General features: G+C 43.7%; 25 protein-coding genes. 5 read left to right on the top strand and 20 right to left on the bottom strand.

The window, feature by feature from the left end; genetic code table 11:
• Window positions 1-14: 14 nt before the first annotated feature.
• The 7 genes from PGH26_RS13300 to PGH26_RS13330 all read right to left on the bottom strand — a co-directional run bounded on the left by PGH26_RS13300 (window position 15) and on the right by PGH26_RS13330 (window position 6,599).
• A complete protein-coding gene (locus PGH26_RS13300) occupies window positions 15-860 on the bottom strand; it encodes a DUF817 domain-containing protein (protein WP_323691530.1) in 846 nt (281 codons plus the stop codon).
• Entirely contained in the window at window positions 853-1,077 is a 225-nt protein-coding gene (locus tag PGH26_RS13305) for a helix-turn-helix domain-containing protein (protein ID WP_323691531.1), read from the bottom strand. Before PGH26_RS13305 ends, PGH26_RS13300 begins: the two co-directional genes overlap by 8 nt.
• Before the next feature lie 10 nt (window positions 1,078-1,087).
• Complete coding sequence (locus PGH26_RS13310) at window positions 1,088-1,567, bottom strand: DUF2975 domain-containing protein (protein ID WP_323691532.1); 480 nt, start codon at window positions 1,565-1,567, stop codon at window positions 1,088-1,090.
• Window positions 1,568-1,795: 228 nt separating this feature from the next.
• Window positions 1,796-3,289, bottom strand: a complete 1,494-nt coding sequence (glpK, locus tag PGH26_RS13315; protein WP_323691533.1) for a glycerol kinase GlpK — start codon at window positions 3,287-3,289, stop codon at window positions 1,796-1,798.
• A gap of 27 nt (window positions 3,290-3,316) precedes the next feature.
• Window positions 3,317-4,162, bottom strand: a complete 846-nt coding sequence (locus PGH26_RS13320) for an MIP/aquaporin family protein (RefSeq protein WP_323691534.1) — start codon at window positions 4,160-4,162, stop codon at window positions 3,317-3,319.
• Between the two features lie 178 nt (window positions 4,163-4,340).
• On the bottom strand, window positions 4,341-4,910 hold the full coding sequence (locus PGH26_RS13325; protein WP_323691536.1) for a glycerol-3-phosphate responsive antiterminator: 570 nt from the start codon (window positions 4,908-4,910) through the stop codon (window positions 4,341-4,343).
• A 45-nt stretch (window positions 4,911-4,955) separates the two neighbouring features.
• Window positions 4,956-6,599: a glycerol-3-phosphate dehydrogenase/oxidase gene (locus tag PGH26_RS13330; RefSeq protein WP_323691537.1), complete on the bottom strand. Its 1,644-nt coding sequence runs from the start codon at window positions 6,597-6,599 to the stop codon at window positions 4,956-4,958.
• 442 nt (window positions 6,600-7,041) lie between these two features.
• Between PGH26_RS13330 and PGH26_RS13335 the strand changes: the two genes are divergently transcribed.
• Complete coding sequence (locus PGH26_RS13335) at window positions 7,042-7,683, top strand: metal-dependent hydrolase (protein WP_323691538.1); 642 nt, start codon at window positions 7,042-7,044, stop codon at window positions 7,681-7,683.
• A 65-nt stretch (window positions 7,684-7,748) separates the two neighbouring features.
• Here PGH26_RS13335 and PGH26_RS13340 read toward each other — a convergent pair whose 3' ends face one another.
• From PGH26_RS13340 to PGH26_RS13395, 13 genes are all read right to left on the bottom strand, one after another.
• A complete protein-coding gene (locus tag PGH26_RS13340; protein ID WP_323691539.1) occupies window positions 7,749-8,243 on the bottom strand; it encodes a hypothetical protein in 495 nt (164 codons plus the stop codon).
• Window positions 8,233-8,448, bottom strand: coding sequence for a helix-turn-helix transcriptional regulator (locus PGH26_RS13345; RefSeq protein ID WP_323691540.1), 216 nt, complete (start codon window positions 8,446-8,448; stop codon window positions 8,233-8,235). Before PGH26_RS13345 ends, PGH26_RS13340 begins: the two co-directional genes overlap by 11 nt.
• Before the next feature lie 138 nt (window positions 8,449-8,586).
• A complete protein-coding gene (locus PGH26_RS13350; RefSeq protein ID WP_323691541.1) occupies window positions 8,587-8,937 on the bottom strand; it encodes a DoxX family protein in 351 nt (116 codons plus the stop codon).
• A gap of 230 nt (window positions 8,938-9,167) precedes the next feature.
• Window positions 9,168-10,280 (bottom strand): transposase, encoded by a 1,113-nt coding sequence (locus tag PGH26_RS13355; RefSeq protein ID WP_323693531.1) that lies wholly within the window; start codon window positions 10,278-10,280, stop codon window positions 9,168-9,170.
• Window positions 10,252-10,836, bottom strand: a complete 585-nt coding sequence (locus tag PGH26_RS16180) for a transposase family protein (RefSeq protein WP_431312499.1) — start codon at window positions 10,834-10,836, stop codon at window positions 10,252-10,254. Before PGH26_RS16180 ends, PGH26_RS13355 begins: the two co-directional genes overlap by 29 nt.
• A 456-nt stretch (window positions 10,837-11,292) precedes the next feature.
• Window positions 11,293-11,796, bottom strand: coding sequence for a hypothetical protein (locus PGH26_RS13360; RefSeq protein WP_323691542.1), 504 nt, complete (start codon window positions 11,794-11,796; stop codon window positions 11,293-11,295).
• Between the two features lie 46 nt (window positions 11,797-11,842).
• Window positions 11,843-12,331: a hypothetical protein gene (locus PGH26_RS13365; protein WP_323691543.1), complete on the bottom strand. Its 489-nt coding sequence runs from the start codon at window positions 12,329-12,331 to the stop codon at window positions 11,843-11,845.
• A gap of 4 nt (window positions 12,332-12,335) precedes the next feature.
• Window positions 12,336-12,647 (bottom strand): hypothetical protein, encoded by a 312-nt coding sequence (locus PGH26_RS13370; RefSeq protein WP_323691544.1) that lies wholly within the window; start codon window positions 12,645-12,647, stop codon window positions 12,336-12,338.
• A 26-nt stretch (window positions 12,648-12,673) separates the two neighbouring features.
• Window positions 12,674-12,844 carry a hypothetical protein gene (locus tag PGH26_RS13375; protein WP_323691545.1) on the bottom strand — a complete coding sequence of 57 codons (171 nt, stop codon included), beginning with the start codon at window positions 12,842-12,844 and terminating at the stop codon, window positions 12,674-12,676.
• A 31-nt stretch (window positions 12,845-12,875) separates the two neighbouring features.
• Window positions 12,876-13,625 (bottom strand): hypothetical protein, encoded by a 750-nt coding sequence (locus PGH26_RS13380; RefSeq protein ID WP_323691546.1) that lies wholly within the window; start codon window positions 13,623-13,625, stop codon window positions 12,876-12,878.
• Complete coding sequence (locus PGH26_RS13385) at window positions 13,622-14,347, bottom strand: hypothetical protein (RefSeq protein WP_323691548.1); 726 nt, start codon at window positions 14,345-14,347, stop codon at window positions 13,622-13,624. The genes PGH26_RS13380 and PGH26_RS13385 overlap by 4 nt, the downstream gene beginning before the upstream one ends.
• 181 nt (window positions 14,348-14,528) lie before the next feature.
• Entirely contained in the window at window positions 14,529-14,924 is a 396-nt protein-coding gene (locus tag PGH26_RS13390) for an SET domain-containing protein (protein ID WP_323691549.1), read from the bottom strand.
• A 198-nt stretch (window positions 14,925-15,122) separates the two neighbouring features.
• A complete protein-coding gene (locus PGH26_RS13395) occupies window positions 15,123-15,851 on the bottom strand; it encodes a DsbA family oxidoreductase (RefSeq protein ID WP_323691550.1) in 729 nt (242 codons plus the stop codon).
• 273 nt (window positions 15,852-16,124) lie between these two features.
• Between PGH26_RS13395 and PGH26_RS13400 the strand changes: the two genes are divergently transcribed.
• The 4 genes from PGH26_RS13400 to PGH26_RS13415 are packed head-to-tail and all read left to right on the top strand — an operon-like array spanning window position 16,125 to window position 20,086.
• Window positions 16,125-17,207 (top strand): iron-siderophore ABC transporter substrate-binding protein, encoded by a 1,083-nt coding sequence (locus PGH26_RS13400; protein WP_323691551.1) that lies wholly within the window; start codon window positions 16,125-16,127, stop codon window positions 17,205-17,207.
• Window positions 17,200-18,240: a FecCD family ABC transporter permease gene (locus PGH26_RS13405; RefSeq protein ID WP_323691552.1), complete on the top strand. Its 1,041-nt coding sequence runs from the start codon at window positions 17,200-17,202 to the stop codon at window positions 18,238-18,240. Before PGH26_RS13400 ends, PGH26_RS13405 begins: the two co-directional genes overlap by 8 nt.
• Entirely contained in the window at window positions 18,237-19,268 is a 1,032-nt protein-coding gene (locus PGH26_RS13410; protein WP_323691553.1) for a FecCD family ABC transporter permease, read from the top strand. The genes PGH26_RS13405 and PGH26_RS13410 overlap by 4 nt, the downstream gene beginning before the upstream one ends.
• The gene (locus PGH26_RS13415) at window positions 19,268-20,086 is read left to right on the top strand and encodes an ABC transporter ATP-binding protein (RefSeq protein ID WP_323691555.1); all 819 of its coding nucleotides are present in this window, start codon (window positions 19,268-19,270) and stop codon (window positions 20,084-20,086) included. Before PGH26_RS13410 ends, PGH26_RS13415 begins: the two co-directional genes overlap by 1 nt.
• Window positions 20,087-20,145: the final 59 nt, after the last annotated feature.

Genomic DNA, 20,145 nt, shown 5'->3' on the forward strand with positions numbered 1-20,145 from the left:
GTCGATGCCTCTTTTCAATTTCTGCCTTCATACTTCGAAACAGGCCGCTTTCGTTTTATCTGTTTTAGCGTTGCAACAATTAAAAAACTGACGATTACGAGCAATAACCAAGAACTCACTTTTCCTAAATGGACCAGACTCCATGTATCCGCCTGATTTGGATATTGCCAAGCGCCAAAAAACGTCGCGATATTTTCTGCAACCCATATGAAAAATCCAATGAGTGTAAAAGAAAGCGTAATGGGCATTCGGTATCGGCTTCCATTCACTTCGTAGGTTACCCATGAACGCCAAAAGATTACCAGGACCAGTGCAGATAGCCACCAGCGAATGTCTATCCAGAAATGATGTACAAAGAAGTTCAAGTAGATGGCCGCTGCAAGAGGGACTACCAATAGAAACGGCGGCCACTTTACCAGTTGAACATCGAGCCTTCTCCAGGCTTGACACAAATAACTTGCTACACTTGCATACATGAAACCGCTATAAAGAGGAACTCCAAGAATTTTCATATACCCTTCTTCAGGATACGACCAAGAACCCATATTCACTTTAAAAATCTCAAGAGCCAGTCCAATTAGATGGAACAATGTAATCACTTTCAGCTCATCTTTCGTTTCAAGTCCAGTGTGAACCATCCACCATTGCATCAGCAGGAAAATGAGAAGCAGCCAATCATATCTCGGCAGAAATGGCAGAGACAGGACTTGTGTCAGAGCCAATGAACCGAAAATGACGACTGGAAAAATGCAAGATAAGGCTTGCTCACGCCCAAAGTACAACAGTTGCGTGAGGAAACGCTTTAGAAGGATAAAATAACCAGCATCAAGAGACGGGACCTCTCTCCATCCATTAGCCATCTCGATGGTCCTTTTCACTTCGGTATTCTAAAATGTCGCCTGGCTGACAATCCAGCGCCTTACAAATCCCTTCTAACGTTGAAAACCGAACCGCTTTCGCCTTGCCGTTTTTTAAAATGGATAGATTCGCCATTGTGATGCCCACTTTCTCGGACAACTCCGTAACACTCATCTTTCTTTTTGCAAGCATAACATCGATATTTATAATAATTGACATAGAATTCACCTCACACCGTCAAGTCATTTTCAGATTTTATGACGATTGCATTCTGTAACAATCTCTGCAGGACAGCTGCAAAAACAGCGATGACTACGCAGCCAAAAATAATGCCCGTGCCAATTACGATAATTCCTGGCGCATCATCCGCATCCCCCATCTTGAAAAGCAGCGGCATGAATAACACATAAAGCGTTCCTATGGAGACCGCGCACAGTTTAATCTTTTTCAACACACTGACCGAAGCCTCTGAAAATGCAGTGTTCCTGTCGATGTAAGTTAAAAGTTTCATCGTCTGATAAAGTGCCGCGAAATAAATAAGAGCAGTTGCATACAATCCTACTAAAAAAGGATATTGCAAAACCGACCATTCCGGGACGAGTTCTACAAAGAATTTTGAAATCAGCGGCACTACAAAGATACAGAGTGCAAGAATAGGTAATGCCATAATCACAAGTGTCACCTTTAAAAATAACGTTTCTCGTTTCATAAAATACACCTCGTTTGTCTAGTATAGAAATAATAGATCCAGCTTATTTATCGAATATCAATAAATTATTACCGATTAATAATATAACATTACTTATTTAGACGATCAAGAGGCAAAAAAGCTCCTCAATTTTCGGAATAAAAGAGTGACTATATAATTGTTGACTTTTTGTTTCATAGACAGGTTAACAAAAAAGCAGCCGGAAGATTCTCCGGCTGCTTGCTCCATTTATTTAAACATAGTTGCCGCTTTAACAGCTTTCTGCCAGCCGCTATAAAGCTGGTCTCGTTCTTCTTGCTCCATCGCAGGCTCAAATGGGCGATCTAATGACCAATGAGCAGCGATTTCAGAACAGTCTTTCCAGAAACCGACCGCAAGTCCTGCTAAATACGCAGCGCCAAGTGCTGTTGTTTCGTTAATGGAAGGACGCTCCACTGGTACATTCAAGAGATCTGACTGAAACTGCATAAGGAGATTATTCTCAACCGCTCCGCCATCTACCCGCAACGTTTTCAATGAAATCCCCGAATCGATTTCCATGACATCCAATACATCCTTGGTTTGGTATGCAAGTGACTCTAATGTTGCACGAACGAAATGCTCTTTTGTCGTGCCGCGCGTTAACCCAAATACAGCACCGCGAACATCGCTGTCCCAATATGGAGTTCCGAGGCCTACAAAAGCAGGGACAACATATACCCCATCTGCTGATTCTACTCTTGCAGCGTACTGTTCGCTGTCTGAAGAATTACGGAACATGCGCAGTCCATCACGCAGCCATTGGATGGCAGAACCTGCAACGAAAATACTTCCTTCTAAAGCATATTGAACTTTCCCATCGATTCCCCAAGCAATTGTCGTCAGCAGTCCGTGATCTGATTTCACCGCTTTGTCTCCGGTATTCATCAACATGAAGCAGCCGGTGCCATAGGTGTTTTTCACCATGCCCGTTTCAAAACAGGCTTGACCAAACAAAGCAGCCTGCTGATCCCCAGCAATTCCTGCAATCGGGACAGCATGCCCGAAAAATTGTTCCGGATCTGCATGCGTATAGATTTCTGACGATGGCCGGACATCTGGCAGCATGGAAGCCGGAACCCCTAAAATTTCTAAAAGTTCTTCATCCCATTTCAATTCGTGAATATTGTACATTAACGTTCTGGACGCATTCGAATAATCCGTTACATGCGTCGTTCCTCCAGACAATTTCCAAACAATCCACGTATCAATTGTTCCGAATAACAGGTCCCCATTTTCAGCTTTTTCTCTGGCTCCTTCTACATTATCTAAAATCCATTTCACTTTTGTTCCAGAAAAATAGGCATCAATGAGCAATCCTGTCTTTTCTCTGAATAGGTCGTTGTAACCGCTTTCTTTCAACTCTTCACAAATTCCTGCCGTTTGACGTGATTGCCAGACAATCGCATTGTAAATTGGATTTCCAGTATGCTTGTCCCATACTACTGTCGTTTCCCGCTGGTTTGTGATGCCGATCCCTTCAATTTGTTCTGCTGAAATATTCTTTTCTGATAGAACACCAGCAATTACTGAAAGTATAGAGCTCCAAATTCCGTCAGCATTATGTTCCACCCAGCCTGATTTCGGAAAATGCTGTGTGAATTCCTGTTGTGCCGAGTGAAAGATTTTCCCCTTTTTGTCAAACAATATCGCTCGTGAACTTGTAGTCCCTTGGTCTAGTGCCATAATATATTTTTCAGTCATTGTCTCTTCCTCCTATACTTTTACTTCTTAAAACTTGTTGCTCGCCGCACGACTTGTTGACGTTTTGACATGCCCTGAAGTTGTCTCTTTACGAATTGAGTATTGTGCAGCTACTAACAATGCCAGCACAACAGCACCAACTACCCAGAATGCGATACTATTTTCGCCAATAAAGAATTGCTTATAAAATAGTGCCCCCATTGTTCCGCCTAAAATCGGGCCAACTACAGGAACCCATGCATAACGCCAGCCGGATGATCCTTTTTTAGGGATTGGCAGGAAAAAGTGTGCAATTCTCGGGCCAAGATCACGTGCCGGGTTAATCGCATAGCCGGTCGTACCGCCAAGAGACAGCCCAATTGCGATAATCAGCGCACCGACAATTAGAGGATTGAGTCCTTCAGTAAATTCATTGGCACCGATTGATAATAAACCAAGCAGCAAAATGAAAGTTCCGATGACTTCACTTGTCAGGTTGGATAGCGGATGCCGAATCGCTGGAGTTGTTGCAAATACATCCCGTTTTGCGATTGGATCTTCTGTTTCTTTCCAATGCGGCAGATATTGAAAATAAACCAATACAGCCCCAAGTATTGCACCGATCATTTGAGCAAGGATGTACGCTGGCACATCCGCCCAAGGGAAATCACCGATTGCTGCAAATCCAATTGTCACAGCTGGATTTAAGTGTGCCCCGCTTGCTTGGCCGACTGCATAAACGCCAAGTGCAACCGCTAATCCCCAGCCTACTGTAATCACAATCCACCCCGAGCCTTCTGCCTTGGACTTTTTCAGCGCAACGCCCCCGACTACACCGCCGCCGAACAAAATTAAAATCATCGTTCCAATCAACTCTCCTGCAAATGGAGTCATACAATTTCCCCCTAAATAATATTTGATAACATGGATCATTGAGGCAAGCGCACAAAAAAAGTCCACAATTAAAATCTTGCTGGGTGCAAGAAATTAACTGTGGACTCCTCAACTCAACCACGTTTTATGAACTTGTCCCCAAGTATAAAGCGGTTTCATGAGTCTGTCAACAATAGATTCAGAAAGTTCTCTTTTTCTTAAAAGACTTCCATAGTTCATGGTCTGAGGTCGTCACTGCAACAGCACCTGCTGCAAGCGCATCTTCGATATGCTTTTCAGTACGAATGAGACCGCCGTTAATAATCGGGATTCCTGTGCGTTCATAGACTTCTTCTATCAGTTCAGGGATAACACCAGGCAACATTTCAATGAAATCCGGCTGGGTCTGGTCAATCAGGGAATAACTTTTTTCCAAAGCAATCGTATCTAGCAAAAACATTCGTTGAATGGCAAGGATGTTTTTAGCTTTTGCCTTCATTATCATATTGGAACGAGTGGAAATAATACCTGCAGGCCGAATATCATTACACAAGAAGTCCGCAGCATAGTTATCTGTTTTCAGACCTTGAATAAGATCCGCGTGAATGATTAGCTTTTTGCATCTCTTATCTGCTTCACGCTTCACTGTTTTCAAATTACTAATATGCACTTCTAATAACACAACATATTCGAATGGACTGTCCAGCATCTGCTCAAACTGTTTTAACGTCCGGGCAGCTGGTAAGATTTTTTGATTGTGAAAAGGCATTTGTTAAAAACCCCCGTCTATCAGTATAGTATTATACTATCTTAATTAGACAACCGAAGTCGCTTTTATCATCTCTTCATCCAATTCTTTTTCATAATTTTGCTGCTCTATAGACGTCCAATTGAAAATCTGTGCCATCTCGTTAAGCACATCTTTCTTAGCATCTACAACATTTTTTATATTAAAATAAAGATCACCTGTCCGACGAATGAAGAAATCCGTTGGTTTCACGGTCATTTCCTTTTCAATGGCATAGCGCAGTTTCACGTACAAAATTCGCGGCATCGCCTGGTTTTCATCATACGGAATCATAAAGACCTCATCGACATTTGTGCCATATAATGCAGCCAAGTGTCTGCTTTCTCTTTCAGTAAATCCAAGCAGCTGTCCTCGCTTCACCGCTTGCTCCGTGTATCGATTATAATTAACAGATCCGCCGAAATCACCGCCAGAGATAGGAATCTTTTTCGTACTGCAACGTCTGAACGTCAACCCTTTTTCTTGTTGAAGGAGCTGGGCAATCTTGTTGACCACGGTCTCCGCCATTTTACGGTAGCCCGTCAGTTTCCCGCCGGCAATAGTAATTAACCCCCGTTCCGACTCCCAAATTTCATCTTTTCGTGAAATCTCAGAAGGATTTTTTCCATCTTCATGGATAAGCGGACGTACCCCTGCCCAACTCGATTCTACGTCTTTTTCAGACACTGATACTTCTGGGAACATGTAGTGGATCGCATCTAAAATGTACGTACGGTCTTCCTCCGTAATTTGCATTTCTTTTGGGTCACCGTCAAAAAATGTATCTGTGGTCCCGACATATGCTTTCCCATCACGGGGAACCGCGAAAATCATGCGCTTATCGGGGGTGTCAAAGTAAATTGCCTGATGCAGCGGAAATACACTTTGGTCGAACACTAAGTGGATACCTTTTGAAAGGATCAGCTGTTTTCCATTGGAATGTCCGTCAATTTCTTTCACTTCATCTACCCATGGACCTGCAGCATTGATCACTTTCGAAGCATGAATGGCTGTCAACTCTCCAGTCAGCATATCCCGCACTTGTACACCTTCAATTTTGTTGGTCTCGTCATATAGGAACGATTCCGCTTTTGCATAGTTAACAAGTGTCGCACCTTTGGAAGCTGCAGCTTTTGCCACTTCAATGGTAAGGCGTGCATCGTCCGTACGGTACTCAACGTAATATCCGCTGCCTTGAAGTCCCTGTCTTTTAATGAGCGGAGCTTTTTGAATTGTCTGGTCCAGGTTCAGCATTTTTCTTCGCTCTGAGCGTTTTACCCCAGCTAAAAAGTCATACACCTTTAGTCCAAGAGCTGTGGAATAAGGACCGAATGTGCCTCCTTTGTGGAAGGGCAGCAACATCCATTCAGGAGTTGTTACATGAGGTCCATTCTCATAGACAATTGCCCGCTCTTTTCCAAGCTCCGCTACTTCTTTGATTTCAAATTGTTTTAAATATCGCAGTCCGCCGTGTACTAGTTTTGTGGAACGGCTCGATGTACCTGATGCAAAGTCTTGCATTTCAACAAGCGCAGTTTTCATGCCCCGAGCGGCTGCATCTAATGCAATTCCAGCTCCTGTAATCCCCCCGCCGATTACTACCACGTCAAACTGATCTGAATTCAACTGGCTGAATTGTTCGTTTCGATTCAATGCTGAAAATGTTGTCATCTGTCTCGTCTCCTCTTTGTATGCGAGTTAAAACAACAAAAAAGAGACCCCAAGAAAATAATTGCATTAACTGCAATTATTTCTTGAGGTCTCTCAGTAGCTCAAACCCGATATATTAACTTGTTTACTAGTATAGCACATTAAAATTTAAATACAAAACGTCTGATTTACATGTATCTCTATATACTATTCCGTATTTCCTCAAACCCTAAGGCGCTATTGCTCTTGCAACTTTCTTTTACGCATAGACCTCATCGATAGAATCGATAATAATCTGCCATGGAATAGGTTGCAGTGCACCCCTTTTCCTTCTGCACGCTCCCATTTAGAAATTCCTTCTGGACTCTTTCAAATTATCGTTTATACTAAAAAAGCATCTTCATAGAATATACGTTCTATTACCGATTAGGAAATTCAAACTTACAGCTAAAGAGGGTTTCAGATGAAAGGCAGTTCACACTTAGGAATCGGGATTGCGGTTGGCGCAATCGCCGGGTACATCACACAACCAGACTTCATGACTGTCGCGATCTGCGCAGGCATCGGCGGCGCGTCTGGGGTGGCACCAGATTTAGATACAAATGGCCTCGCAACCAATCGCATCACCTTATCGAAAAAAGTGAGTAAAGTACTCATGGAAGTTGCCGGTATCGGGATTTTACTCATGCTCATTTATCAGGTGATGACTCAAGGAATGAGCCGTGAAATTTACATATACGGAGGAATCGGCCTGGTCCTGCTGATTGTCTCACGCGTTATTACCCAGAGACGGATGCTGACGATTACAGGAGTTCTAGTCATGTTGCTTGGATTTGTATTGGATAAATCCATTGGCATTTTGCTCGCGGGAAGTTATATTACTTTTGCTTCATTTTTGCCTCACCGGTCTTATACACATTCACTTATAGGGGTTGCATTTTATGCGCTGATTTTAAAGTATTTGTATATAGAATGGCCAATCGAAGGGATGATGGCTGCCGGACTGGCTGGTTACATTAGCCATTTAGTGGCGGATATGAAAATGCTTCCCGTGAATCGAAGAGGTGTGAAATGGTTTGCACCATTGTGGAAGCAGGTGTTCTGATTGACCAACAAAAAACGAGTATCCGTAATTAAAACGGCATACTCGTTTTGTGATCTATAACTTTGTCATACTGAAGATATAAACTTCTTAATGGTTCGATAGTAAATCCAGTATTGACCTGCTGCAAGAAGTAAAACCCCTACAGTCATCCACACCTTACCAATCGGAAGCATTAAATAGACACCCGCCATTATAGGTAACGCCCAAGCGAAATACGTGTAAACTTTTTTGGTCGCCTGTTTGGTTACATCTTGAAACAGCTCATCATCTTCTAAATACTCTTGTGGCTTATAGGTGGTCATTGAAATCTTGTGTTTAGGCATTCTTTCATTGTGTTTCTTGATGTTGTAAAAAAACAGAATCAAATAAAGGACGACTATCACCAACATTACATTCAGCAAGATGCCTGAATTCCCACTAATGCTAAATTCAAATCCAAATCCGCCATCTGAAAAAGTATTCACTGTAGCCGCATAGCCCACCAGCAAGACGAACCCCATAATAATAAAAATCCCAGCCATCTGCCAAAGCGGATAGGTAATTCGCATATCATTCTTCATGTTCTTCCTCCCCTTCCAGCCAAAAAATTTCATTAATATCACAGTTGAGCGCCTTCGCCAGCTTCAGTGACAGTGTAACGGATGGTGAAAACTCACCTTTTTCGATGAATCCAATCGTCTGTCTGGTTACACCGACTTGCTTTGCCAATTCTATTTGTGTGAAGCTGTAGCGCGCTCGCAGCTCCTTTAACCGATTTTTAAGCATCACGACACCTCTTCACTCAAATGTACACTATTCTTAACATAGTGTATAGTATTCTTAACATTATATTTCTAGTACATGCAAAAAACACTCAAATTGTCAGGGCATTTGAGTGTTTTTTGTATGTTAAATGTGATGTTACTATTTCCGAACTTTAAGTACCCACCAAATGAGCACAAGTTGCAATGGCAAACGAATCCATAACGCTGCTGGTGACAAATCAAAATTCTCAGGGGTCAGCGCCATATAGATGTTGACCGGAAACACAAGCACTAAAAAGATGGAGATTAACATGCCCGCTCGTTCCCGTGTTTGTTTTAGGAACAACCCAAGTGCCAGCAAGATTTCCATGATCCCTGAAATGTATACAATCGCAGGCCGGAACGGCACCCATTCGGGCATAGCCAAAATGAAAAATGAATCCAGTAAGAAGTGGCCAACTCCCGCAGCAGCAAAGAACAGACAAAATGCGTATAATGCAATTTTCTTCATTGATAAAACTCCTAACTTGGGTGCAAGTGAGTTTGTTAGTTGAGTTCCCCGGTTCAAGACTGGATTGTGCTCATAAATCACGAATTCCGCTCATAGGCCTGGACATACGCTCATAAATCCATAATTCCGCTCATAACCCTGGGATTACGCTCATAAATCCGGTTCTTACGCGAAAACGGGGAGTATCCCTCTAACCTATTACGTCTTAAATGATTACTTTTTGAAAATAATTACAGGTGATACAATACTCTCTTTTCCAAGACCCTAAAGCTTGCTCGACCATACATTAACCGCTTAAGTGTCTTTAACCGATTGACATTTCCCTCTGTCGGACCATTGCTCCAATGCAAACGTATCCCAAGCAGAATGGCATCTAAATCATTTTTCACTCCTTGGAAAAACGATTGGATAGATTTATTTTCAAAACCCTTATGATTTTCTATCCATTGTGGCAATTGGTCAGCTGCTTTTTCTTTGATCAATGATCGAAATGAATGAATCAATTTACTTAATTCTTTTATTTGAGGAAATGTAGACAAAAAATCTGGATGGAAGCTTTGTAGTTCTTCAAGAACGTCTTCATTATCAGGATTCCATAATAACCGTAAGGTCTTTTGCCGAAAAGACAGACCCGGGGTTTCCAAGTTAGCAGAGCGATTACGTGCGCTTGTAATCATTCCAGTCAATGTATCCAGGGATCCAGTATATCCTTGAGATCGGCATGTCTCCTCAATTTGGTCGGAACTCATTTTATCTTTCACCAGTGAAGAAACCAAGGGATAGTAGGCGGTATCGGGCGAAGCACGTTCCTCATAAGGAGACACTGTCTGATTTAAGTCGGAGTAGACAGTGTTCCTTACAACACCGAGTTTCCGTGCGATCGTTGCGACACGATATCCCTCTGAAAATAACTGCTGGGATTGTTGAATACGCTGCCATCTTTCTTCAGACCGGTTCCATGGAACCGAATCAGATTCTTGAGCTAAAGTCGTTTCAACTTTTTTATCCACGGTTATAGAAGATGCGTTCCACTTCCTAGGGATACACGAATAAATGGCTTTTTTTGACGCTTCGAACAGCTGATGAAGTACATGCCAGCGATCAGCCACCTGCTGAATAGTAGGCGAAGCATCATGAACTGCCTTGGCATACCCTCTTGATCCGTCCCGAGTAATAAGACAGATTTCCGGATGGCCTAAAAGCCACTTCGTTACTTCCGCTGAATCTCGTGTCGGTATCAACCCTAGCGGCTTGTTTGTCTCCAAATCAATAAAAATCGTTCCATAAGATAGACGCTTCTTGAACGCGAAGTCATCAATTCCTACAAAAGGGAGAGCCCTCAGGGTTCTCTGGGGTAAATGATTTGTTTTTTATGGATCGTAAAATCGTGTCATGACTGACTGGAATGTGAAGAGAGCGGCAGATCTTTTCCGCAGCTAGGCAACTCGTCGAAAAACCAATAGTCTCAATTACTCTTTCTAATCGTTCTGTTCTTCTGTGATAAGGTTGTAGCCATGGGATTCGCTCAGTGAAAACCCGTGCGTTACACTCGGTATTTTCGCAGAACCATTTACTTGTAATCACCTGAATTTCGACCGGAGTATCCGCATTAGCTAAATCTTTCACCAATCGAGTGTATCGGCTATGGCGACGATGGGAAGTTGCCTGGCACTTTGGGCATTTGGAAGAACTAGAACGAAGTTCAATAATAAGAAAAATCACATCATCTGTCTGTTTGAAATACAAGAGTTGATCTTTTTCTATGAACGGAAGTGTTAAATTCGTTAGCAATTCCATAGGGAGCCACCCTTTCGTTTTTTCTAAAACTATACCCAGAAAATGACGAAATGAAGCCTCCCCAAACCACCGTAAGAACCATAAATCCATAATTCCGCTCATAACCCTGGGATTACGCTCATAAATCCATGATTCCGCTCATAACCCCGGGCATTCGCTCATAAATCCATAATTCCGCTCATAACCCAGGGATTACGCTCATAAATCGATAATTTCGCTCATAACCCCGGGATTACTCTCATAAATCCATGATTCCGCTCATAACCCCGGGATTACGCTCATAAATCCATAATCCCGCTCATAACCCCCGGGCATACGCTCATAAATCCATGATTCCGCTCATAACCATGGGCATACGCTCATAAATCCATAATTCCGCTCATAACCCTGGGATTATGCTCATAAATCCATAATTCCGCTCATAAACCTGTGACGGTCACCTTTAAATTTCCCCCGTCGCACGCGGAACAGCTCAATTTGCGCAATCGGAACTCCCCCAAGCCATGATTATCCTACCCAATCACCAGTTCAACCGCTCTAACAAATCCCTCACTGCATTTATTCCCCTGCTCTAAACAGTTCCCTATCCATGTTTTCCGGAAACGTGCTCGTCACATACACCCTGAACACCGGACCGCTGGTAAGCCTCACATATACGTTCTCTAATTTAATAACGATTGATGTCAAAAATTCTTTTTCCTTATCTTTGTAACCATGCACAAACACACGTTGAACACGAGTATTTTCCAGATGAATTGACGAACTCACGATTACCGATTCACCAAACCCTTCCACTTGCTGGAATTGAGAAAGCGAGTCGGCATCATGCGTCTCGTCAATCAGCAATTGATCATCGCCTTCTTCTGTTTCTGCCCATGATAGAACCCAATATACCGGCCGCCCGAAATTTTTCAGGTGTTGAAAACGCAGAACTGGTTCTGAGCAGAGATATTCCCATCCCTCTCCTGTTTGATAAACCGTGAGCTGCTCCACTAGAATTGTTTTCAAATCCATTCCAATAATTGATTGCAGACTTGCTTTCTTCACCCGAGCACTTTCCATAAGCATCCCCCTTTATTTGTTATCCAGGAAAACGATTACTCACCAATCAGTCCAGCTCAACAACTTTACGCAGCGGAATTCCGAAGTATCGGTACTCAATATTCACGGTTTGAATCGGCAGATCATTCTTCACGGTCACCCCGTAAATCAAATCCTCTTTCGTAACCGTCCCCTCATCGTGTTTTGCAAATGTTTTGGCAGGAGACGTTCCTTTTTTAATCACAACATCTTTTAAATCACGAACCCCACAACCATTTAGCTCTTCTGTTCTATAATCGTCAGTAAGTGTGAATCCTGTTAGCGCATCACAGGTTTGAACTTTCGCTTCAGTTGGCGTTTCCTCCACATTCACGGTTACATTAACAAGTTGAATTGTACCCAGCCCACGGTTCCCGACTCCTACGAGGTACAATGTCTGATCTAAGTTTGAAGCGATTGTTCCTGTCTCTAATGGCGGATACAGCTTTAGAAAGGTATAGATTCCGGCAATCAGGACGAGTACGCTCACTATAGGTATCCATAGTTTTTTACTCATTCTTTCATCCCCCCAGCAAATAAGACAGCGCCGTCATTCCTAATGTAAGGAAGATTACTCCGAGAAACACTTCCCCGTAATACGTTTTAGGTCCTTCATACTCCGCTTTACTCATTCTCCAGCCAATGAACATTCCAATCAAAGTCCCCATCGCGCCATAGCGCAACACCGAAATCACATATTCATAAACTGGCAAGTACTCTTTCATTTCAACTCCATCTTCTAACGTAAGATGTTTGTAATTAGCAAAGAAAAGCCCCAGGGATAAGGAAATCATTAAACCATACAGTGCGCCATTGCGAATTCGTCTGTCCATCATCGCGCCTCCATTCTTTTTTAGTCTTAGTTCCACTTTAAATACCAATATAAAACGTCCGCACGTTCGCCTTTCAACCAATAAGTCGACTCAGCTGTCACTTTCGCCAACAGTCTTTCGCCTGAACGTAAAATCTCTATTCTTTCCGGCTGTAAATTATAGTTTTCACAGATCGCTGAAACTCTTTCAGTATTCATAATTCCTTCCTGAGTAATCATTTCCGTACACCTACTCTAATTCACGTTCGTTAATCACCATCATGAACTGATAATCACTTGATCCGTAAGAATATTGTGGACTCTTGAACAAGATTTCTTGTGAGACCGATTTACCATTTCCGTCCACTGCATCCCACCCGAATTCGAATTGCATAGCAGCTGACGAATAACCATCGAACCAAGAAAATGGTTCTGTCTCCTCTAGGCGAATAGCAGATTGCATCACTTCCAGCCAAGTTGGAGGAAGAGGCATTGCACCGAACGATTCTTCAGCTAACACGATTTCCCTGGACATTTGAACTCGCGGGCTGTAATAATTCTTCCCGTCCGTCATTCCATAATCTCTCCGACGGATGATATACGCATTCAATTTCTCTGCAGCTATTTCAGGCGCAATATTCCATGTTAAAAAATAAGAAGTCGGCTCGTTTCTGTCAATCATCCAGAGCCTGGGTTCTCCATTCGACTCCAAACTGGTTAACTCCCAATTCCACTTTCTCCAAGTCCAAGTACTCATCCCATAATTGCCATTCTCTGAAATATAAGGAACTGCAACGTGACGGCGATCTGCATGGATTACCTTTTGAATTTCAACTGCCTGGTCACTAGTCCCATATTGGTCCAGCGCGTCGTTCATTTCCCGCAGAAGCTGGCGCTCATCCGGAAACTGGGCAGGCGGAGAATAATTCCACCACATGAAGACTAAAAGGAGGACACTCGCTAAAGAACCCCATATCCACACTATGTGATGTCTGCTCATTTTTCCTCACCTCCCAAAACGAATGATTGAGTGGAACGGAAATACAGCGATTCAGACGGCGTTTGGATGAGCAGTCCTTTCCCGTCCTTTTCTACAAAAATCGCCGCACGTGCGCCACTTCCCCATTTCGGTTTCGCATCCAGTAACACGTATGGAAAACGTTCATATTTCGCTTTTTCTTGGTAAAACGTTTCCTCATACCAAGAATCATCGAAAATTTGTGACTGCTTCAATGTTTGAATTTCTGAATTCAACACCTTCACATTCAGTGCAGCATCCTCATTTCCAGTTGGATGAACAGATAGAATCGATGCTTCTCTCACATCCGATACAAACGTCTCCGCATGATCTGCCGGATAAACAAAATGTCCAATCATACTTGCCACGAGCGCGCTTAGTAAGAAAATATAATTTGCCCCGAACCCTAGCCATGCGAATTTACGATACCTCTTCCATCGCCCTTCTTTTCGATTAAGAATGAAATATAAAATCCATACACCCAGCGGTAAAACAGCAATTTGAATCGCTGTATTCGCCACCGTCCACGTGAATGAAAACGACAACAAGCCGATTACTAATATCAGAACGGCTTTCCAGCCAACCTGCTGGTCAGGATTTCTTCTATATAATTTGCAGGCAAGGGCAGCAATCACACCCCACGCTACAATGGTTGCTGCTGCAGATAAGAAATCAAAAGATCCATACTCGTCGATTTCGTTCACTCCTCTTCCTCTTTGTTCACTTTCACCTTTTTTAACTATAATTCAATTCAGTCAATTCATCCTATGATTATCATACACTATTTGGAAATCATTAGGGAATATTTTTTCAAATTGAAGAGACGCAAAAAAGCCACTTACAAACAGCGTGTAAGTGGCTTCTCTTCATCTATTCATTCAGTGCTTAATCTTCAGTCGGTGCATAATCTTTGTTAAACCACAATTGCTCCTGATCATCCACTTCACCATTGTAGTTGATGAAGATTTCTTCTCCGGCTGCAATTGCTTTATGAGCAAAGAAGTCAAATGTCTGGTTATCAAAGTTGATGTCATACCACGCATTCGGCTCATAGGAATGGTTGAACAGCATGCCATATCCTAAGAGGATTGCGGAGTGGTTCACTCCATATTCAAATGCGTAATCGCCAAGAATCGTTTTCTCAATATGCTCGTGCTGATCGTTCGGATAAGAAATGACTGGTGCCGCATGCAGCAACTGGCCTTTTTCAATATCACATGTGGCAAAAACGCCTCTGTTGAATTCGCCATCACTAATTTCTGAGGTTTTTACTTCTATCATTCATTCGCCTTCTCGCTTTTGTATTTACTGCCCCACTATAGCACAAGTGGTACATCCAATGCTTTGGATAGACACATATCCTGAATGGTTTTTCGTCTTCAAATAGTGATCTTTACCAAATAAGCAGAAAACATCGGCTTAACATCTCCTTTTAAAATAAACCGCCATCCGCTAGTAAAGATGACGGTTTCCTATGCATTACTTCTTTTCCTCAGGAACCGCACAACTGCCATCTGTACACGTTGCATCTACCCCATTATCAGGTGACAAGTTTTCAAATGCGGAAACTGGCTTTTCTTCTTCCAGGATTTTCTCCATTGTTTGTAAAAATGCTTCTGGGGGCTGCGCACCTGAGATTGCATATTTCCGATTGAACACGAAGAATGGAACGCCTGTGACACCCAGCTGTTTTGCTTCTTCGATGTCTGCCCGTACTTCATCAGCATAAGCTTCCGGGTTACTGGCAACAGCAAGTGCTTCCTCTTTGGATAAACCTGCTTCAACCGCAAGTTCAACAAGAATCACTTCGTTGCCTACGTCTTTGGATTGTGTGAAATTAGCATAGAGTAATTTCTCTGCGAGTACAGCATCTTTGCCGTGCACTTTTGCAAACTTCGTCATGCGATGTGCATCAAACGTATTTGTCGGTTTCATCGTGTCAAAATTGAACTCAAGACCGACTTCTTTCGCTTGATCAGTAATTGAAACCATCATCTGTTTCGCTTTCTCAGCACCGCCAAACTTTGCCCCCATACTTTCGTAGAAGTCCTGCCCGCTATATTTCGGAGAGTCCGGGTCCAATTGGAAACTTTTAAACTCGATCTCTATGCGGTCCTTCCCTCTGATTTCATCCAGCGCCAGTTCCAACTTTCGTTTTCCGATGTAGCAGAACGGGCATACAAAATCCGACCAAATCTCAATTTTCATGTGTGTTCTCCCCTTTTATTGAAGTTTGTTCATTGTGACAACTATACCACTCTATAATCTGGAAACGAATTAGTACGCCCCATGAATTTATACAATTAGCTGACTATGTATAGAGGATTATTTTAAAACGCTTTCAATTTTTCATTGACAATACCTTGAAACTATTTTAAATTAAAGAGAATGATAATCATTATCAGTTAGTTTAGGGGGCCATTGGTTCTACATGACTATCATGCAAACCCAAATATCAGATCAGAAAAGGAAGGTACAATCATGCATTCAAAACGCAAACTCTCAATTACCGCTTTACTCATTTCAGCTCTAGTAATGCTTATGCTGGCAGCATGTTCTGGAGGAAAATCTACAGATTCTAAATCCGATGAAAATGCAGCATCTGATAAAGACACAAATTCAACAGATTCATCTGCTTCAGAAAAAGGAGAATACCCAATTACTATCAAGCACGCTTTCGGAGAAACGGTCATTGAAAGTAAACCGGAACGAGTAGCTACTGTACAATGGGCAAATCATGATGTTGCTCTTGCATTAGGTGTGGTGCCTGTAGGTTTCTCAGCTGCCAATTACGGTGTGCAAGATGACAGCGGCATGCTGCCATGGACTGCTGAGAAGGTGAAAGAACTTGGTGAATCTGATCCGAATATCTATCAGGACACGGATGGTCTCGATTTTGAAGCCATTTCTGACTCTAAGCCGGATGTCATTCTGGCAGCATACTCAGGAATTACACAAGAAGACTACGATACTCTTAGTGAAATCGCTCCAGTCGTTGCTTACCCGGACAAGCCATGGGCTACCACTTGGCGTGAACAAGTCCTCATGAATTCTGAAGCAATGGGCATGAAAGCTGAAGGAGAACAGTTGATTAAAGACACAGAAGAGGAAGTTAAAAAAGCAGCAGAACAGTATCCACAGCTTGAAGGCAAGAAAGTTGCCTGGGTTAACTTCTCTGCACAGGATATGTCAAAACTGCACCTTTACACACCAGCTGACCCCCGCGGTGCGTTCCTGAACGAACTTGGCATGGAGTATCCTAAGAGCATCACGGATGAAATCACTGATCCTGCGAGCTACTCATTTGAATTCAGTGCAGAGAACGCAGATCTTTTGAATGATGCGGATATCATCGTCGGTTATGGCAGTGATGAGCTTTACAAAGCTGTAAAAGCGGATCCGCTGTTTGGTAAGATTCCTGCGATTGAACGCGGTTCTGTCGTATTCATCGGAGATAATACGCCACTTGCAGCATCTGGTAATCCGAATCCCCTATCCATCTCATACACTCTCGATGAGTATGTGAAATTATTAGGGGACGCTGCGGATAAGGTCAATGACTAATCCAGTCATTGCAAAGCAAAAGCCGCTCAATTTCCACTTCCCTAAATACTTTTGGGCCGTATTGGCAGGCAGCCTGGTTCTGATTGCATTAAGCTCTATCGCCTCCCTGGCCTATGGATCAAGATCAGTCGGCCTTCAGGAGATCATGGATGGTTTGTTCCATCCTGAAGTTCACTCTTACGGAGCGGATGTTGTCCGGAAACGAGTATCCAGAACTGTGTTCAGCTTATTCTGCGGCGCAGCTTTAGGCGTATCTGGTGCTCTCATGCAATCTGTCACTCGTAACCCTATTGCTGACCCGAGTATACTGGGCGTCAATACGGGCGCTTCCCTATTCGTTGTATGCGGAATTGCATTTCTGCACATCAGCACTGCAAGCCAATACATCTGGCTTGCGCTTGCTGGTGCTGCGATCACAGCGGCGTTTGTTTTCGGTATCGGTTCACTCGGAAGAAGCGGAGCCACCCCTATAAAGTTAGTCCTGGCAGGAGCCGCCACCAGCGCGGCCCTGTCTTCGCTCGTTTTAGCTATCCTGATTCCGAGATCGAACGTCATGGACCAATTCCGCTTTTGGCAGGTCGGAAGTGTCGGGTCCGGTTCATGGAGTGCAGTTTCCACTTTCGCTCCTTTTTTGATTGTCGGTTTGTTTCTTGCCATCATTTCAGGTCCGGCACTGAATGCCTTGGCACTTGGTGATGACGTTGCGACCAGTCTAGGTGTACGAACCGGATTCCTTCGAGTGATTGCGGCTCTGGGTGCAGTTTTGCTGTGCGGGGCCTCGACAGCGCTTGCAGGACCTATCGGTTTTATCGGACTGCTTGCTACTCACGTCATGCGGCTCATACTCGGGCCGGATCTTCGTTTTGTAATTCCGATGTCTGCCTTAGCCGGCGCCATTATTCTCACCTTTTCAGACGTCGCAGGCAGGCTGCTTGGAAGTCCGGGTGAGTTGGAGGTCGGTGTCATAACAGCGTTCATCGGCGCTCCGCTTCTAATTCTATTAGCTATGAAATCGAAAGTGCGGTCATTATGAAAAGTGAATCTTTGAAGTTCATACAAACAGGAAGAAAGAAAAGACAGCTTCGCTTCCGTCTCGTAACAGTCAGCCTTGCCGTTTTGGCAATTCTGCTGTGCGGAGCTATGCTGATGCTTGGAAATACAATTTATCCGGTTGGAGTAGTACTGCGCGCTTTGTCGGGTGAACAGATTTCCGGAGCTTCGTTCGCTGTATCGACAATCCGGCTGCCGCGTATGCTTGCCGGTCTATTCGCAGGCTTTGCTTTCGGACTTGGGGGCACCGTCTTCCAGACAATGCTGCGCAATCCTCTTGCCAACCCGAATGTGATCGGAATCACGTCAGGGTCCAGTGCAGCTGCAGTTTTCTTTATTGTGATTCTGCATACAAGCGGGGCGATCGTTTCTGCTGTGTCAGTAGCGGCTGGCCTTGTTACAGTTCTGATTATCTATCTTTTATCTAGAGGAAAATCGTTTTCAATCGGCCGGCTGATTTTGGTTGGAATTGGGATTCAAGCGATGCTCGATGCGATGATTTCGTACCTGCTGCTCATTGGAGCAGAGCAGGATTTGCCAGCTGCATTCCGCTGGTTAAGCGGAAGCCTGAACGGATCTAAAATGGACCAGCTGCCTCCTCTTTTCATTTCGGTTCTTATTTTGACACCCGTTGTGCTGATGCTCAGCAAGCAATTGAACATCTTGGAATTGGGCGAACAGGCCGCGACTTCTTTAGGCGTCAGAACGGACATGACTCGTGTGCTGCTCATCCTCAGTTCAGTCATTATGATTTCAATCGCTACAGCGATGACTGGCCCCATTGCATTTGTCGCATTCCTATCGGGACCCATAGCAAAACGACTGATTGGTGCCGGATTTTCAAGTGTCATTCCCGGCGGACTGGTCGGGGTGAACTTGGTATTAGCGGCAGATCTAATTGGCCAGTTTGCATTTACAGTACGATATCCAGCAGGCATCATCACAGGGATTTTAGGTGCACCTTATTTGATTTACCTGCTCATCCGCATGAATCGAAAGGGGGAATTATGATGAAACCCATACACCGTTTCCAAGCGGACCAGCTTCATGCTGGCTATGACCATAAAACCATTCTTCACGGAATCAGCTTGGAGATCCCAAGCAACAAAATCAGCGTAATCATCGGTTCCAACGCTTGCGGGAAGTCCACGCTTTTGAAAACATTGGCAAGACTCATCAAACCTTCAGCAGGCACTGTTCTGCTGGATGACGAACCCATCAGCAAGATGCCTTCGAAGCAATTGGCACGTGTCCTCGGGATGCTTCCGCAGTCCCCCATTGTCCCAGAAGGTATAACGGTTGCGGATTTAGTCGGCCGCGGGCGTTACCCTCACCAATCATTGCTTAGCGGATGGACAACATCGGACTATGAAGCCGTTGCAGAAGCGATGGATATTATGGACATTACCGAACTTGCAAACCGCAACATTGATGAACTCTCAGGCGGACAAAGACAGCGTGTCTGGATTGCCATGGCACTTGCACAGCAAACGGATATCTTATTTCTCGATGAACCTACTACTTTCTTGGATATCACGTATCAGGTTGAAATTCTCGATTTGCTGACAGATCTTAATCGGAAGCATGGAACGACGATTGTCATGGTTCTCCACGACATTAATTTGTCCGCGCGCTATGCAGATTATATTTTTGCACTTAAGTCCGGCAAACTGCTTTATGAAGGCGATCCTGAAGATGTCATCACTGCAGATTCCATCTTAGATATCTTCGGACTGGACTGTATGGTCATTAAAGATCCCATCTCAGGATCACCCTTCACTATTCCTAAAGGCCGATATCATGTGAATGAAGTTCCAGCGACTCGATAATCGCATACTGCAATCCCCTTCTTTTGCTTCTGGGCAATGAAGGGGATTTTTGATGGTCT

This window comes from Sporosarcina jeotgali (assembly GCF_033304595.1).
Taxonomy (GTDB): Bacteria; Bacillota; Bacilli; order Bacillales_A; family Planococcaceae; genus Sporosarcina; species Sporosarcina jeotgali.

Bases quoted from the DNA above. Each gene is read 5' to 3' on its own strand.
- PGH26_RS13325 (WP_323691536.1), bottom strand. From the start codon at position 4,910: ATGCCTTTTCACAATCAAAAAATCTTACCAGCTGCCCGGACGTTAAAA.
- PGH26_RS13400 (WP_323691551.1), top strand. From the start codon at position 16,125: ATGCATTCAAAACGCAAACTCTCAATTACCGCTTTACTCATTTCAGCT.
- PGH26_RS13335 (WP_323691538.1), top strand. From the start codon at position 7,042: ATGAAAGGCAGTTCACACTTAGGAATCGGGATTGCGGTTGGCGCAATC.
- PGH26_RS13370 (WP_323691544.1), bottom strand. From the start codon at position 12,647: ATGGACAGACGAATTCGCAATGGCGCACTGTATGGTTTAATGATTTCC.
- PGH26_RS13330 (WP_323691537.1), bottom strand. From the start codon at position 6,599: ATGACAACATTTTCAGCATTGAATCGAAACGAACAATTCAGCCAGTTG.
- PGH26_RS13365 (WP_323691543.1), bottom strand. From the start codon at position 12,331: ATGAGTAAAAAACTATGGATACCTATAGTGAGCGTACTCGTCCTGATT.
- PGH26_RS13375 (WP_323691545.1), bottom strand. From the start codon at position 12,844: ATGAATACTGAAAGAGTTTCAGCGATCTGTGAAAACTATAATTTACAG.
- PGH26_RS13390 (WP_323691549.1), bottom strand. From the start codon at position 14,924: ATGATAGAAGTAAAAACCTCAGAAATTAGTGATGGCGAATTCAACAGA.
- PGH26_RS13320 (WP_323691534.1), bottom strand. From the start codon at position 4,162: ATGACTCCATTTGCAGGAGAGTTGATTGGAACGATGATTTTAATTTTG.
- PGH26_RS13415 (WP_323691555.1), top strand. From the start codon at position 19,268: ATGAAACCCATACACCGTTTCCAAGCGGACCAGCTTCATGCTGGCTAT.
- PGH26_RS13380 (WP_323691546.1), bottom strand. From the start codon at position 13,625: ATGAGCAGACATCACATAGTGTGGATATGGGGTTCTTTAGCGAGTGTC.
- PGH26_RS13405 (WP_323691552.1), top strand. From the start codon at position 17,200: ATGACTAATCCAGTCATTGCAAAGCAAAAGCCGCTCAATTTCCACTTC.
- PGH26_RS13350 (WP_323691541.1), bottom strand. From the start codon at position 8,937: ATGAAGAAAATTGCATTATACGCATTTTGTCTGTTCTTTGCTGCTGCG.
- PGH26_RS16180 (WP_431312499.1), bottom strand. From the start codon at position 10,836: ATGAGCGGAATTATGGATTTATGGTTCTTACGGTGGTTTGGGGAGGCT.
- PGH26_RS13395 (WP_323691550.1), bottom strand. From the start codon at position 15,851: ATGAAAATTGAGATTTGGTCGGATTTTGTATGCCCGTTCTGCTACATC.
- PGH26_RS13340 (WP_323691539.1), bottom strand. From the start codon at position 8,243: ATGAAGAATGATATGCGAATTACCTATCCGCTTTGGCAGATGGCTGGG.
- PGH26_RS13300 (WP_323691530.1), bottom strand. From the start codon at position 860: ATGGCTAATGGATGGAGAGAGGTCCCGTCTCTTGATGCTGGTTATTTT.
- glpK (WP_323691533.1), bottom strand. From the start codon at position 3,289: ATGACTGAAAAATATATTATGGCACTAGACCAAGGGACTACAAGTTCA.
- PGH26_RS13310 (WP_323691532.1), bottom strand. From the start codon at position 1,567: ATGAAACGAGAAACGTTATTTTTAAAGGTGACACTTGTGATTATGGCA.
- PGH26_RS13305 (WP_323691531.1), bottom strand. From the start codon at position 1,077: ATGTCAATTATTATAAATATCGATGTTATGCTTGCAAAAAGAAAGATG.
- PGH26_RS13345 (WP_323691540.1), bottom strand. From the start codon at position 8,448: ATGCTTAAAAATCGGTTAAAGGAGCTGCGAGCGCGCTACAGCTTCACA.
- PGH26_RS13410 (WP_323691553.1), top strand. From the start codon at position 18,237: ATGAAAAGTGAATCTTTGAAGTTCATACAAACAGGAAGAAAGAAAAGA.
- PGH26_RS13360 (WP_323691542.1), bottom strand. From the start codon at position 11,796: ATGGAAAGTGCTCGGGTGAAGAAAGCAAGTCTGCAATCAATTATTGGA.